This is a genomic window from Paenibacillus wulumuqiensis, assembly GCF_000971965.1.
GTDB lineage: Bacteria > Bacillota > Bacilli > Paenibacillales > Paenibacillaceae > Saccharibacillus > Saccharibacillus wulumuqiensis.
In genome coordinates, this window is record NZ_KQ040795.1 from 163699 (window position 1) to 178952 (window position 15254).

The following is a 15254-nucleotide window of genomic DNA, read 5'->3' on the forward strand; positions in this document are numbered from 1 at the left end:
GCAGGTGCATGCAACCTGATCGGTTATGAGCTTATTGTATAAGCGCCAGAAGCCCGGTACAACCAACAGAATTCGGGATCTGTCGTTTAAGTTAACACTTCTCCATATGTGTCGTTTGGGCAGATTACTATTATGTACCCGATAAAGGAGGACGCCACTTTGACCATCTCAACCCGCCCCAATATGCAAGACCCCCGGGTAATACGGACACGTCAATTGATTCAGCAGGCTTTTCTGGAACTGCTGCGTACGCGTGATTTTCAACAGATTACCGTCAGTGATGTGACCCGTCATGCGACCATTAACCGGGTGACCTTTTATACCCATTACACGGATAAATATGAGCTGCTGGATGACATGATTAACAGTGAGCTGATCCAGCTCATCTACAAAGGTATTGATCCGCTCAACGGATTACAGCTGGAATCGCTGATGCAGTTAATCTGCGCTCTGTGTGAGCACCATGACTATTCAGCCAATCAATGCCGCCGAACGAGTGATGAAGTTCGGCAGATTACGGAAAAGCAGATAAAGTCCCAACTGGAGAATTACATATTGGAGCAGTTGAATCGGCAGCAGCCGGATCAGGAAGCTGCCCAGCTAAAAGTGATCGCTACCATGGTCAGCTGGTCGCTGTATGGTTCGACGCTTCAGTGGAGCAAGGAACGATCCAGCGACCGTGAGACGCCGCAGCAGCTGGCGGCGCGAATAGTCCCGCTGCTGACCGCATTATTCCAGCTATCTATCCAACCCAAAAAAGAAGCTGGAGATTAATATTCTCCAGCTTCTTCATTTATACCTGTATAGTGATCTTCATTCATCGAAGGCATCAGATTGATCTGCACACCGAGCACATTCAGCCCGCTGCGCAGTCCCTCCATATCCAGACCGTCCATGGCAAATGCCTGCCGGACCAGTCCAGGCTGGATGAATTCATCGTATTTACCGAGATAAGGAGCTTCCTCATCGGCCAGCAGCTGCTCCGGATAGTCGATCCGCTTGCACTCGGCCACAATCTCCGCCAGCATCTCAGCCGCATCGGCTTTGCCGGAGACGACCAGATAATACGGCTCCATCGGCGTTACCGCGCGCAGGGCGAGACGCTCGGACAGATTATTTTTGAGCAGGCGCTCCAGTGTACGGAATGCCTTGCTGCCCACCCACGGCAGGATAAAGCAGGAATCCCCGCCTGCCGGAATAACCACCTGCTCCAACAGCCCCGTCTCTCTGGCAAGCCGGCGAGCCCTTTCTAGCCGGGAGGCTGCATTAGGCGCCAGATACGAGTAGATGTCAGAGGAGGCGAGAATATCGCGGATCTTTTGCATGATCCGGGTATCCACATCACCGCCTGCACCGAGCCAGAGGGTATCGACTTTGCCCTTGGATGATTTGACGTAGACGGCTTTGTGGCGGGTATCGACCTCTTCCACTTTCCACAGCTTGCCGGCGAGCGAGAAGCAGTACCCCGGCGGCGGTACGGTCGTAATCGAGCCGATCTCCTCCGATCCGTTGTATACCGAATGCTCCTCATCATCCTTGAACACCGCATAAAAGCGGAAATTGTTGACGATCTTCTCCCCGGCCAGACCGATGATCAGCGTTCCTTCCTCGGTCCGCTGAATATGATCCAGCTGCAGCAGATACTGCAGGAACAGCTGATACTGCTCCACCGTAAAATGACGAAACGGCGGCAGTGTCAGAATCGCACGTGCCAGCTCGGACGGTTCGGCTTCACCCATGCTTTTGAGTGTGCTCATCGTCTGATGGTACAGGATGCCAATCGGCAGCTTGCGCGCACTGAACGGCTCCACCCAGCGTTCCTTGACATACAGTTCGATAACGGCAATCGCCCGCAGCATAATCCACGGCATCCGTGCCGGCAGCTGGGCCTGCTCATCCTCTTCCTCGGGACAGACAAAGATCATCTCCGACACCGAGCCTTCCCGTCTACCGGAACGGCCGAGACGCTGGACAAAGCTGGAGCATGAATACGGTGCTCCCAGCTGAATGACCCGCTCCAGTTCCCCGAGATCAATGCCCAGCTCCAGGGTTAGTGTCGCGGCCGCCACTGCCGGGCCGTAGCCTTCGCGCAGTGCCGCTTCGGCTTCTTCACGCAGCATCGCCGAGATACTGCCATGATGCACATGGAAAATATCCGGCTCCTGCCGTTTGGCGGCGACCCGCCTCATTTCGAGGGTCAGATATTCCGCATCCGAGCGGCTGTTGGTGAAGATCAGCGCCTTTTTATGATGAGTCTGATCGTAGATGAAATTGTGATACGCCTGCTGGGCATATTCCAGCTGCTGGGCCTGCTCCTCGTTGCGCGCATCGGGAAAGGAAAAATGCTCAATGCTGATGCGCAGCTTGCGCGAACCCTGCGGCGAGACGACCTCGACCGGCTGTCCGGTATCGGAAGACAGCCAGTGACAGGCGCTCTCATAATCGCTCAACGTCGCGGATAATCCGATCCGCTGCGGACGGCAGCCTGCCATCCGCTGAATGCGGGACAGCTGGGACAATACCTGAATACCCCGATCCGCACCCATAAAGGCATGGACTTCGTCCACCACGATATAACGCAGATCACCGAACAGCGCCGGAATCGCATTGGGCTTGTTCATGAGCAGCCCTTCCAGCGATTCGGGCGTAATCTGTAAAATGCCGGACGGATTCTGCACCAGCTTGGTCTTGTGCGACTGCGGTACATCGCCGTGCCAATGCCAGACCGGAATCTCCGAATCGCGCAGCACACCCTTGAGCCGTTCATACTGATCGTTGATCAGCGCCTTGAGCGGGCCGATATACAGAATGCCGACCGAACGGGACGGCTGCTCATACAGCGCGGTCAGTGCCGGAAAAAAAGCCGCCTCTGTTTTGCCGGAAGCCGTACCGGAAGCAATCAACAGATGATGCGGTGTATCTAGCAGCACCCGGCAGGCTTCCACCTGGGCTTCACGCAGTTCTTTCCAGCCGCTGCGGTAAATGTATTCCTGGATAAACGGAGCCAGACGGTAAAACGGATGCCCGCTCACAGGTCAAACTCCGCCAGGAAATCATCCACCTCATCCGGCTGAGCAGAGGCTGCAGGACCGGGCTGTACCCGCGCATCCTTGCGTCCACCTGCTGACGAAGAGGAACCCGGATGAATGATCATATCGGGATCATTTCGGTCGATCGCTCCGGTATAGACCTGGGCAGGCGCTTCCGCCAGCTGGCCAAGCAGCCCGTCAAAGTTCAGCTCCTCGTTAAAGTGCAGCGTATTGAGCAGATCGACAAAGTCCCGCACCACTTCCCGCGGGGTCAACAGCTCATCCGCGCCAAGCCGCGATACAGCGGTCTGCATAAAGGCGACGAGCTGATGCTGCTCCAGCACCCGTTCATACTTGTAATGCTGACAGTGAATATCCTGCAGCTTGTGCAGCATCAGCAGAATCTCTTCATGGGACAGCATCTCCAGCCGGATAACCGGACCGGCAAAGTTCTTGGTACCGCTGCTGCCGAACCGGCTCTCCGACAGCCGGGAGCGCAGCGCTTCGTAGCTATACAGACCGCGGCGCGGGTCCTCGACGAACTGCGGCGTACCGCCGACAAAGACGCCGAGATGCCCGGCTTTGCCCTGCATTGTATCGTTGAAGATGGTCAGCAGCTTCTCATAGTTGCTCTGACGGGAGACACTGTTGAATATTTTATATAAATTCACGCCTTCATCGATGAACAGCAGCAGACCACGATAGCCGATCCGGGCAGCAAATTCCGCCCACAGCTTCATGTAGTCATACCAGCCGTCATCATCGATAATGACACTTACATTCAATTCCCGGCGGGCTTCGGTGCGGGTCTGGTACTCGCCGCGCAGCCAGCGCAGGGCGGACTGCTTGAGGGTATCCTCATTCAGTCGGATGCCCTGCCAGTAGGCGGACAGCACTTTGGCAAAATCAAAACCATGCACCCAGCCCTCCATCTCTGCAGTGACCGCATGAATCCGGCGCTGCACTTCGATACCGATCGAAGGATCATCCGGAGAGACGTTATTTTCTTCCATCACCTGCTGCTGCAGATTGGAGATCCACTTTTGCAGCATGGATTCCAGCGCTCCACCATCCGGGCGGGTGCGTGTCGACAGATTGGTCATCAGCTCGCGGTACGTGGCCAGTCCCTGCCCTTTGGCACCAGTCAGACGGCGCTCCGGTGACAGATCGCCATCGGCGACGACGAATCCGCGGTCCATCGCATAGTTGCGGATCATCTGTAGCAGGAAGCTTTTCCCGCTGCCGTAGCGTCCGGTGATCAGCTTGAACGCTGCTCCGCCATCGGCGACATTTTCCAGTTCACGCAAAATGGATTCCACTTCATATTTACGACCGACAGCGATATGCTCCAGTCCGATACGCGGGACCACCCCGGCGGCAAAGGAATTCACCAGCGCCGTTGTGACCCGTTTGGGTATTTTCACTTCATTCATTTCCAGTTCACCTCATGATGATTGCATCCAGCAATGATCTGTATTCTTCCATCACGGTCCCATCTTCCAGCAGAAGATCGCCGATTGTATCCATCGCCAGGTCGTTAATCTCATCTGCCAGCAGCGCGGCCATTGTACCGTGCGTACCGGCAATCTTTTGCAGCTCATGCTCAGCCGCGCCATCCAGGACAGCCGCCAGGAATCCGATATGCTGCGACTGCAGCGCCTCGGCCCAGTCTCTCCATTCTTCCTCCAGCTCGTCGGTCAGATGCAGGCGAGCGGCAGCTGACGAGACGGACTGTTCTGTGACAGAGACTTTATTTGCCGTCGTATTCGCTTCAGGGTCCTGATCCAACGCGCCGATCCGGTGCGTATGATCCTGATCTTGATTGTATTCTTTGTATTCATGCGGATTGTCCATATACTGTGCCTTTGCTTCGTACTCCTCTGCCGCCGCAGATGCTGCCGCCAGTTCTTTTGAAATGATCCCTGGATCATTATGATCCGGCTCCATCGCAGCGGCTGCCTGACTCCAGCTTTCCAGCAGCGCTTCCTCGGCCTGTTCGCGGCGGATCGCTGCTTTTTCCTCTTCCTGCAGGGTCAGCATATCGCGTACGACATCCGAGTCCGCCTGCAGCTTCTCCAGCACACTCGCATCGATCTGTACCTGACGCGGCGCGGGTGCTTCTTCCGGCACAGTAAAGGCACGCTTCACATACCGTTCGATCAGACGCGCAATCTCCGGCTCGACCGGCGGACTGATCCGCAGGCGGCCGCTGAATCCCAGATGACGGCGCAGCTCATTTTCCGTCAGCTTGACGATACCGGTCAAAAATTCACGCAGCGGCATATGCTCGGTCAGCGGCAGACGGCGAATGGTGCAAGTCCGGCCATAACGGGTCGAATCATAGACCGCACTGCGGAACAGGTAACGCTCCGTCTCCCGGTATACCGGCGGCCGGAACAGCTGAATCAACCGGACACCCTGCTGCTTGTCCAGAAAGGCATCGACTGCAGCCAGCACTTTGGGGATATATTCCCGCATCTGCTCGCCGCCCACCTCTGCATAGAAACGGCTGCGCTCCATATCATAATGGATCAGCTCCGGCAGCAGGTCAAACGGAATGACTGCCGGCGATGCGCTCCAGATCCGCTCCCATTCCAGATCGGCCAGTTCGACCGGCAGATGACGCGGCACTTCCCGCAGCAGCTCGATCAGCGGCTCCCGCAGTTCATGTACCTGGGCAAAATCCACAATCCACTGGGGCAGATACCGGTCCAGCTTGCTGAACCGCTGCCTGTAGCTGCGCCACAGATTCATCAGCAGATGATGTCCCTCGACCGGCTCCTGCCAGCCTGCTCCATTGATCACTTCATAACACAGCAGGAAAATATACGACAGATCCGTCACCGGATACCGGCCCTGCCGGACTTCCTGACGCCAGTAAAAGTACCATTTCTTCTGCCGCCAGGTCATGCTCTCATAGGTCGGCCAGTAGCTCATAAACGGCACAAACTCCGCTTCTTCCTCGGCATGCTCCATCATCTCATGTGCCCGGCGGGCAAAGATATGTTCGGCGCTCTGAATCGAAGACATCGAACGGGTCTGTTCCTGTTCCGCCTCTGTCATAACCGGTCTGCCGCTTTCGGCTGTGGTAGGCGCCGCAAAAGCAGATATATTCAGCGGTTCGATCTCCATTTCAAGATCCAGTGCATATCCGTCCTCCAGCAGAACAGCCGGGGCAGATTCGTCAGCGGCCGATGAATGCGGCTGCTCTGCATCGAGCTGCGGAAGGTCCGCCTGCTGTGCGTCATATTCCGGTATGGCAAGCGAACCGGGACCGGGACGACCGTCCAACGGAAGATCATACAGCGGTTGCACCTGCAGATCCAGCGGTTCCAGATGAATCTCCATACCTGTATATTTCTCGTGATCCACCTCGTCCGCTCCATGAACCAGCGAGCGGGAAGGGATCGAACGTGATCCTTCTTCGGCAGGAGTATCCTTTTGCGCAATGGGTCCGTGGTTCTCTGAATCCATGCCGTGCGAATGGCCCGGTATCCCGATCTCGATTCCCTGCAGGGACAGCTCTTCCAGCAGCCCTGCTGTCCGCTGGGAACGATCGGGTGAATCTGCCCATGCCCCGCGCTGTCCCTGACGAATCATTGTATTCGGCTGCTCCTGACGTGCCGGAATGCTCCACCCCTGATCTTCACTTCCCAGCTCGAACTCGGCAAATCCTCCTGTCCGCATCTCCACTGCAGGCGCTGCGCCTGCTCCTGTCGCGCCCTTGCGGATCGTCATGGCAAAAGCAGGCGGAAGTCCGGTCAGCGGATGATCCGGGTCGGCAATCGCATATTCGCGCACGACCGAATGAAACAGCTTGAGCAGGCTGGTCTGGGCGGTTCGCATATGCGGTTCATCCAGCCGCTGCTCCGCCGAATAGACGGACAGGCGCAGCCGGGCGTTGATTTTATTCATCGCTTTGTACATTTTGCTGGATACGTCACCGGTCATCTCGTCCGGCTCCAGATAGATGGCGATATCCACACCACCGGGCAGTACCGCGCTGCGCTGTGTCAGCATGCTGACCGGTACGGCGATCAAAGCGCCGTGATCCGGATTTCCTTTGCCTGCGGGACGTGTATCGGCATCCTGCCAGAAGCCGCCGAGCGTGACTGACCACATTTTGTGCAGTGTACCGAGCAGGGACTTCTTGCCGATCAGACCGATGCGGCAGCTTGGAGCGCGGCGAAGCAGCTCATACAGCCATTCTCCCATTTCCTCGGCATGCCTCATCACACCGCCCAATATGCCCCCGGATATTCCCCATCGGCACAGAAAGTCAAAATGACCGTGGATGCCCCGGTTGGTATCCGGCAGTTCCAGCTCGGGAATGACAATCTCTTCCCACGGACCGCGCAGCCGCTCCGAGCCGCGCTGGATAATCTCCTGCGGGGTCAGCTTGCTGTTGCGGTCAAGTGAAGTGCCATCTGCCATTCTGCCCATGGGACCGAGTCCCAGTTCACGCAGACGCTCCGTCTCGATCTGTCCGTGTCCATCGAGCTGCACATAACTGCCTGCCGAGCCCAGACGGCGCGACAGTTCAATCGCCGGATAACGAATGCCGCCGATCTCGATCATCGGTACGGCTGTCACCTGTCCGATTCCGCTACGCTCTTCCCGGCGTCCTTCCAGTACCCAGCGCACCTCCTGATGAATATCCCCTGCAAAAGATTCCTCTTCATACGGAATATACTCCTCCGGTTCACCATAGCTGATCCCTGATTCCTGTACTGCTGTATGCAGATAGGTCGCAGATGCCGATGCTGTGGCAGACGGAGCATAAGCTGTATGATCATCGGAGGATGAATCTGCAGCATATTCATTGACTGTCTCATCCGTCATATCCGTTACATAGTCGGACTCATAGAGGGAAGTGGACGAGAACGATTCGCCGCCAGCCAGTACAGCGGCGGCATGCTTATCCCAATAGGTCTGTACCGGAATGCCTTCTTCCAATTCAAGTGTACCGGGCAGCAGACGCAGCAGACGGCTGTACAACTTGCCCGCTTCTTCGGGCATGAGCAGGCATTCACTGTGTCCCGCGGCACTGATCTGCCAGCGGTCACTTCCGCTCAATGAGCGGCCCATCACAAGCTGCTGCACTTCCATGGCCTTCTCCAGCTCCATCGCTTGAGTTCCATAGGAAATATGCAGGAAAAAGCCCCGATCTTCCTCGAAGCTCAGCAGGGCAATATACGATTTATCCGTGCAGGATACCGGAGAAGATAACATCATGGGACAACCTTGCCTTTCTTCCGTAATTGGTCAACATAATATCCCATATTATACATGATGCCTTCCCCGGATTGGTATAGGAAACGAACATATTTTCGTGATTCACCTAAGAGGCTGACGAGCGGTGGTTATCATGAAAGACTCACAATAGCCGCCGCTCATACAGTTCCCTTCCACTGTACAGTCTGATATTTTTTTATGAATAATGGACCGGAATACGGAAAAACCGGTTTACCCAGCCGATTAACTCCAGTTCATCCGCCAAACTTCCCACAAAACCGATATAACCATCCGGTCGAAGCAGCACATATCCGCCGCGCTCCATTCCATACAGTCGATGCAGCAGCTGGGCATGATCCACCTCATAATAGGCAGGCAGAGGCTGGGGCAGCATCAGCGGCTGATCCGGCAGCAGTACGGACAGATCAATCACGTTCCGCCATGAATCCGAGACCCTCATCCAGAGCGGTCGTTCATCCCGTTCTTCCAGATCCTCCACATCCTGACGTACAGCGGAGAATGGAGCAAGCTCCGGTTGTACCGTGCCGGGGAATATCAGCAGCACATGCTTGCCAGAGACAACACCACGATCCGGTCTGCCACCATCCGGAGCACGATCTCCGGGCAGCGGCATGCCCCTGTGCCATCCTTTTCCCTGTCTGACGATCTGACTGTGCGGATAACGAATGCCGGTCTCCGACAAACGCTCGGCCATCCGCAGCTGTACAAAGCGGCGCGAGGAGAGCAGCGGCGCAGCCGTATTACGCATAAAGGCCAGCGGCCGCAGCCGACTGATCACCAGCCGTGTGAACAAGCCGGTCCATCGCAGCAGTGCACGCGCGACCGGTTCGCGCTCTTCATCGTAACTGTCCAGTATGGCTGCAGACGCCTGCCCGTTACAGACCAGGGCCAGCTTCCAGGCCAGATTCACCGCATCCTGGATGCCGGTGTTCATTCCCTGCCCGCCTACCGGAGAATGGATATGGGCTGCGTCTCCTGCGAGAAAAACTGCACCCCGGCGGTAATGCTCCACCTTGCGCTCATTTACTTTGAAGCGTGCCGTCCAGATCGGATCATACAGTTCCACCCTGTCTCGTTCCGGCATGCAGGCATCCACAATCCGCTGAATATCCGGCAGCGCCATCTCTGCCGAACCGTTATGGTTTGAATTCAGCGGTGCATATTCACCTTCGGCATCGTCAGGTTCCGGTCGGGACCATTCTCCATGAGAAGAAGTAACATCCGTCTGACCATGCGCCGACGAACCGCTCTGACGCTGCTCACCGGTGAACGGGGCATCCGGCGGTGCAGCGATAATGACCCGGTACCGCTCTTCGGGCATTGGGAAAAAGGCTGCAATATACCCTTGATGCAGATAAATTCGTACTCCCTCCGGCTTCACCGGCCAATGAACATGGACATCGGCCAGTCCAAACTGCTGGGCAATCGCATCTCCGCCAAAGGAGAGACCGAGCAGATGCCGGACTGTACTATGGGCTCCATCGCAGCCGACGACCCAGCGGGTACGAATCATTTCGCTTCCCTTGGCAGAGGTAATCGTCGCTTGCACCGTAGTATCCGATAAATCCGCCCCTTCCCCCTGCAGCTGCTCCAACGCTACCAGCTCGGTGGATCGCTCGACAATTCCTCCCTGCATGGTCAACCGCTCATACAGTACCTGTTCTGTCCGGCTCTGCGGCAGGGTGAGAATATACGGATACCGACTGCGGATAATCGGTGTCAACTCCACATCCGCCAGTATACTGGTACCGCTGCGTACCTGTACGGCTTTTACCGGCTGTCCCTGCTCCACCAGCTGCTCCGTAATACCCGAATGATCCAGCAGTTCCAGCGTACGCGCCATGATGCCCAGCGCCTTGCTCTGGCGGGAAGGCTCTGCTGCCTTGTCGATAATCCGGCAGCTTACCCCTCTGCGCATTAATTCTATCGCCAGTGTCAGCCCGGTCGGACCGGCTCCGACGATCAGTACATCACACTGCTGCCCTTCTTCCGGTGGTCTGCGTTCCTGATTGCTCGGCATTGCCCCGCCTCCTTGGATCGATTGGACTGTCCCTCATTTGGAATAGTGTCCGGTGTGGTTCGATGAGATTCTCTCCGTATAAAAAAAGACCGCTATTTATAATATAAACAGCGGTCTGCCCATCGTCGTCTTGATCGAATAAAGCGAATTTAATTCTATTATCTTCCTGCTTGCCGTCCTGCCTAATATTTCATTTCATATTCATCCCGGTCATTGGACCTAATATCTGCGTAATGGATTGTATTCCATATAACGTCATTGCGTAACTATCAGGAAAAGCACCGGGTTGGAAAACATCAGATTACGGAGTTTCGGTGTCAGTTTCGGTTTCAGTATCTGAACCAGCCAGTTCGGTGAGTGAAGTGACCGGATACTGCTTGCCATCGACTTTGACCTGATTAATATTGGTGACTTCAATATCTTTGGGCAGGCTGACGGTTACCGTAAAGGGATGCGTCGTCTCCAGCTCTTCCTCGGTCAGCGTCTCCAGTGCGGCGGAATCGGTATCCGTGCCGGCTGCTGAACTGCCGCTTGCCGAAGAGCCGGTTTCAGTTCCGCTACCATTGGTGGATGTTCCGGTACTTGAACGGTTTGCCGAACTATCCGTCACTGCTGTAGATGAATCTTCTTTGGTCACAACGTTCGGGTCATTGGTCGCTGCAGTCCCGGCAGCTGCGCCGCTGCTCGTCTCTGCTGATGTGCCGGTAGCAGCGTCCGTATTTGTTTCCGAACCGGTGCTTCCCGCTGTACCCTTGCTGTCAGCAGTGGAAGAATCCGCCGCTCCCGCATCGGCAGCAGGGGCGTCGCAGGCAGACTGCGGTTTAAGCTGATTGTAGTCTGCCGTCTGTCCGGTACCCAGGATGAATGTAGCCTGTTTGGGCTGGAATGCCTGACAGGCCGTCATGCTGGTAAAATGGAACACCATTCGCACATCATCTGCCGAACCGGTCGTCGAGCTTCCGGTTCCGGTAGACGTGCCGGTGCTGCTCGTCTTGACAACGCCGGAAGATGCAGCGGCTGTGTTGCTCCCGGTTAGGGAGGCTGCGTCGGTCGAGTCGGTCGCTGCTCCTGCGGCATCTTCCTCATCCGGCAGCCCGGTCAGCGTCACGATCACTTCCGGCAGATCGGCCGCTGGCTGCGGATCGGTTCCTGTGCCTGGTTGAGACGTGGTCGGAGTCGCGACCTGGATCGGATCGCCACTGAATACGTTTACCAGATAGAATGCCAGTCCGACGATAACAGCCAGCCCAACCACCGACAGCAGTCCTAGAAAAGGCAGCCGCTTGCGGTTGCGCTTCATCCATTTGGCCAGCGGTGTCGCCAGTTCGTCGCGGGCACGGCCGTAGACCGCCCGCAGAGCGGGTCCTTCGCTGCCAGAGTCGCTTTTGGACAGCGCGCCTTTGCGGAATGCTTCCGGATCGTATTTACGGAAATAAGCCAGGATGGCCGCTTCATAGGCAGGGACAAAGCGCCGCTCTGCCGCTGCACGCTTGGTTGTCCGCTCATTACGAGCGCCGCGTTCGGCAGCTCGCTGCGCCGGTTCGGGGAATCCACGATCATTTCCTCCAGCCTCCCGTATAAATTCGGGACGTCCCTCTGACCAACGGAAAAAGTCATAGATCGTCTGCGAATCCGGTGCCTGTTTGCGTACTTCTTCCACCATGCCGGAATAGTCCATATCGTTCGGCTGGGCGCTGTAGCTAAAAGCTCCCAGCAGTCGCCCAAATTGCTTGCTGCATATATCTTCACCGAGCCAAGAGCGGCCCAACTGCTGAATCCGGTCCTTTTCCGCAATAGGCAGATGTTCAAGCAAATCGACTACCTGCTCGGGATTTTTAGTTTCGGTAAACCAGATGTACAGCAGCTGAAGTGCTAGTTTTTTGGAAGCGGTACGACGTTCTGCCAGTTCGGGATAATCGTCGCTTGGCAGCGGACTCGCCAGAAAATCCGCCTGCAGCAGGCGTTCCCGGGTGAGCGAGGACCATTCCAGTTCGCTGAGCAGGAAACGTTCTGCCAGTGCACGCATTTCCTGACCAAGACCGGATCTGATCCAGGCTTCGCTGTTGATATCTGCTGCCTGGTTATCCTGCTCCACTTCCTCCAGCATATGAAAGGCATTACCGGTCGCAGTCATGAGATCCGGACTGCGACGCAGTGCCTCCATAAATGACTGACTGGCGCGACTGCAGTAATCTTCCATTTCCAGCAGCTGTGGATATTTGCTGCCCCACTCGGCAGCGAGGTGAATCACTTCCTCCACCGACTGTGCCTGCTGGAACTTGCGGTCGATCAGCGGTGTCAGCAGCATCGTAGCCAGACCCGGCTGGCTGCCGACAATAGCGAGGAATGCCTCATACAGTCGGGGCTGATTCTCCATCATCGCATAAAAAGCCTGACTCTTGACCGTCTGGCCGCTGCTAATCGCGTTGCGGATCGCCCAGATAAAATATTCCACAATTTTACGGCCGGTATGGTCCGGATCAATGCCGTAATATTCCGCAAATACTTCAGCGATCGATACATCCGGCACCTGACCATTCCGCACTACGTCAAATTCACGGTCAAACCGCGACAGAAAAAGATCATTCAGCCGGATCGCCGACTCCAGTGCACCGGCCGGACGCAGATGCTTGAGCAGAGACTGCAGAATCATGCCCTGCTGCTCGCGGTACAGCTGCTCGTCTCCCTGTTCCACCCGGAACAGCAAGGTCCATTCATCATACTGCCCCGGATCAGGCAGCGATTCCCCGGCAGCATCGATACCCGCCTGTCCCTGATCGGCAAATTCCAGCAGTTCACGCAGCCGCTCCGGCTGATTCAGATGCCGCCAGGCCCAGTCGATATAGATCTGACCGGATTTGCCCGCCTGGGCTGCCTGAATACGTCCATTGCTCAGGTCGAAAATGTAATCCCGTTCAATATTGCGGTCACCCGCACGGATCGAGCCGGTCTCCACGAATAATAGCTGCATGCCTTTACGGCTTTCCGGCTCTTTGGCATATGTAGTGAAGCCCAGTCTGCGGCGGAACGCATACGGCAGTGCCTGCATGAGGACGCCGATCAGCTTTTTCGCCTGCACCGGCAGTTCCAGTACAGGTACATTCAGCGAAATATATACTTTGCGGTGCTTATGAATCGCCGACATGACAGCGCCCAGCATTTGCCGGAACATCGCTTCATCGATATTCAGTTCAGCCAGCACGGTTAATGGATCTGCAGCGGCAGCCGGCTCTTGCGGCAGTTCATTCAGCGGCTCCAGCACCGTGCCCTGCTCCACATCATAACTGCTGCGGAAGGAAGCATTCAGCCACCGCTCATAATGATGCACCCACTCCTCTGTCAAAGTCGAAGCAAATACGTAGTTATGGGTAAAAAAGGTACTGCGCAGACCGGTAAAGTCGGCAGCGACATACTGGCTGCGGCCAAGTACCGTATCCCGGTTATCCAGCCTCACCAGCTGCAGCGATTCGGGATAGAGCGATGCATCTTTCTCTCCCTGTGATGACAGTTCCACCGGTGCATCGTAGCTGCAGAGCGGGTGAAGATACTTTTTGATATAGGCGTCATCGAGACCGGGCGACCGGGCAATCGTATCGTAGCCCTCGGTCGTCCGGAAAATGCCGCTTTTCTCGCGTGTATACAGCTGCTGCTGAATCGGAGTGTTCGACAGTAAACTCAAACTTTTCGTCTCCCCTCAATATAATTCAGTTTGTAAAGCAGCCAGATAAACGGCTCATCCACCCGGATCGGGCTGACCACACTCTGCAGCTTCTGCTCGACCGGGTTGCTGCCCAGCGCCGAGACGGCAAAGTAGGCGGTATCCTTGAAGTACACATCCATTGTCCCTTTAAAAGGACGATCCACCCGCTCAATAAAGCGGCGGATCTCTCCGTCGATATTCTCAAACTCATCCAGATCAAAATGATCCCGGTGCACGACATTATGGAAAATATTGCTGTTGGACTTGATATATTCGCCATCATCGCCGCGCAGCGATTCCAGCATGTCACTTTTCGTCAGTACAACAGCCGTCGGAATATCCGTCTTGCTGTCTTCCTGATGGGCGATAAAGTCACTAAACAGCGTCAGCACCACATCACGCGGCTCGTCATAACGGGACACCCATTCGCCGCGGCTGTCACCGAGCTGAATACGGATACGGTCGCGGATGGACCGGATCTGCAGCGGATCAACCATGAACAGGATGCCTGACGAATTTTTGATATGCTGACCGTGCAGTCCCAGATAATCCTGATCCACCATTCCCTCACCGGCCACATCAAAAAAGACCAGTGTGAGCGGCGGCTTATCCTCATCCTTGAACACAAACTGGAAAATAAATGGCTCCTGCATCCGCTCCTTCTGGGTAGATGCCAGCAGATCACCGCGCTCAAACAATGGTTCCTCATAATTCATGCGGAACTTGCGGCTGATCTCCGTCGTCAACGGCATACAGGCCGCTTCAAAATTATCCGCTGTCGTGTTCTGCAGCGTATGAATCAGCGCCGTCATATAGACCGATTTGCCGACCTGGGAAGCGCCGACGATCGAGATAATATTGCTTGGCACTTTGCCGGCAGTAACCGGCAGCTCGTTATGACAGTCCGGACAGAGACGACGACGGGTGACCTCGCCATACCGGTCATTCAGTCCCACCAGTACATGATCCGAGTAGATCCGGTGCTCTTCCGGCACATCTCCCGGCAGCAGCACCGCTTCCATATCACGGACCGTATCCAGACCGAAGCGCTCACGATAGCGGTTCAGACGCGCATCTTCACGCAGCGCATAATCTTCATCATCCTCACGATGATGGCTCGCCCGGAATTCCACATCATCCGGTGAGAACTTGTTAAAGCAAAACGGGCACACGATATCGTAAAATAGCGGTCTGGGTTCGGCATCCGGCTTTTTCTTGAACCAATCGAAGATCTTCATCTCACCATCTT

At 55.8% G+C, this 15254-nt stretch carries 7 protein-coding genes; 1 reads left to right on the forward strand and 6 read right to left on the reverse strand.

Features of this window, described 5'->3' with window-relative positions; genetic code table 11:
* Positions 1-159 precede the first annotated feature (159 nt).
* Positions 160-774 carry a TetR/AcrR family transcriptional regulator gene (locus WH45_RS07535; RefSeq protein WP_046213782.1) on the forward strand — a complete coding sequence of 205 codons (615 nt, stop codon included), beginning with the start codon at positions 160-162 and terminating at the stop codon, positions 772-774.
* Here WH45_RS07535 and WH45_RS07540 read toward each other — a convergent pair.
* The 6 genes from WH45_RS07540 to WH45_RS07565 form a co-directional block, all read right to left on the reverse strand.
* Positions 771-3032, reverse strand: a complete 2262-nt coding sequence (locus WH45_RS07540) for a DEAD/DEAH box helicase (RefSeq protein WP_046213783.1) — start codon at positions 3030-3032, stop codon at positions 771-773. The two genes, WH45_RS07535 and WH45_RS07540, sit on opposite strands and share 4 nt — an antisense overlap.
* Complete coding sequence (locus WH45_RS07545) at positions 3029-4462, reverse strand: ATP-binding protein (protein WP_046213784.1); 1434 nt, start codon at positions 4460-4462, stop codon at positions 3029-3031. Before WH45_RS07545 ends, WH45_RS07540 begins: the two co-directional genes overlap by 4 nt.
* A gap of 7 nt (positions 4463-4469) precedes the next feature.
* Positions 4470-8264, reverse strand: a complete 3795-nt coding sequence (locus WH45_RS22770) for a TerB N-terminal domain-containing protein (RefSeq protein WP_082096593.1) — start codon at positions 8262-8264, stop codon at positions 4470-4472.
* 196 nt (positions 8265-8460) lie between these two features.
* Positions 8461-10305 carry an FAD-dependent monooxygenase gene (locus WH45_RS23885; RefSeq protein WP_052723668.1) on the reverse strand — a complete coding sequence of 615 codons (1845 nt, stop codon included), beginning with the start codon at positions 10303-10305 and terminating at the stop codon, positions 8461-8463.
* Between the two features lie 301 nt (positions 10306-10606).
* A complete protein-coding gene (locus tag WH45_RS07560) occupies positions 10607-13984 on the reverse strand; it encodes a GAP1-N2 domain-containing protein (protein WP_046213785.1) in 3378 nt (1125 codons plus the stop codon).
* Entirely contained in the window at positions 13981-15243 is a 1263-nt protein-coding gene (locus WH45_RS07565; protein WP_046213786.1) for a TRAFAC clade GTPase domain-containing protein, read from the reverse strand. Before WH45_RS07565 ends, WH45_RS07560 begins: the two co-directional genes overlap by 4 nt.
* Between the last annotated feature and the right edge of the window lie 11 nt (positions 15244-15254).